The sequence below is a fragment of the Bradyrhizobium sp. CCBAU 25338 genome (genome assembly GCF_028128965.1).
In the GTDB taxonomy this organism is placed as follows: Bacteria; Pseudomonadota; Alphaproteobacteria; order Rhizobiales; family Xanthobacteraceae; genus Bradyrhizobium; species Bradyrhizobium liaoningense.
This window is the reverse complement of record NZ_LFKY01000006.1, coordinates 1-522: the sequence shown is the minus strand read 5'-3', so window position 1 is coordinate 522 and position 522 is coordinate 1. Positions and strand designations below refer to the sequence as shown.

At 70.1% G+C, this 522-nt stretch carries 1 protein-coding gene; it reads left to right on the top strand.

The annotated features are described in order from the left end of the window. Positions 1–522 (top strand): methyl-accepting chemotaxis protein (locus ACM42_RS08370; RefSeq protein ID WP_271527483.1); only part of this gene is annotated, 522 nt, incomplete at both ends.

Here is a 522-nt window from a genome sequence, read left to right as displayed (position 1 = left end):
GGCGGTGGCCAAGGCCGAGCGCGACGCCGCCGCCAGCGAAATCCAGAACCGGGAGCAGGCCGCAAGCCGCCGCGCCGAGCTGATCCGCTTTGCCGATGATTTCGAGAGCGCGGTCGGCGCCATCGTCTCCAACGTCTCGGCCTCGGCCGTGCAGCTGGAATCGGCGGCCTCGACGCTGACCCGCACCGCCGAGACCACGCAGAGCCTGTCGAGCCAGGTCGCCGGCGTCTCCGAGCAAGCATCCAGCAACATGCAGTCGGTCGCGACCGCGACGGAAGAGCTCTCGGCCTCGGTCGAGGAGATCGGCCGCCAGGTCCGCGATTCCAGCCGCATTGCGGAGGCTGCCGTGGTGCAGGCCAAGGAGACTGACGGCCGCATCGGCAAGCTGTCGCATGCCGCCCAGCAGATCGGCGAGGTGGTCAAGCTGATCACGGCGATCGCCGAGCAGACCAACCTTCTCGCGCTCAACGCCACCATCGAGGCGGCCCGCGCGGGTGAGGCCGGCCGCGGCTTTGCGGTGGT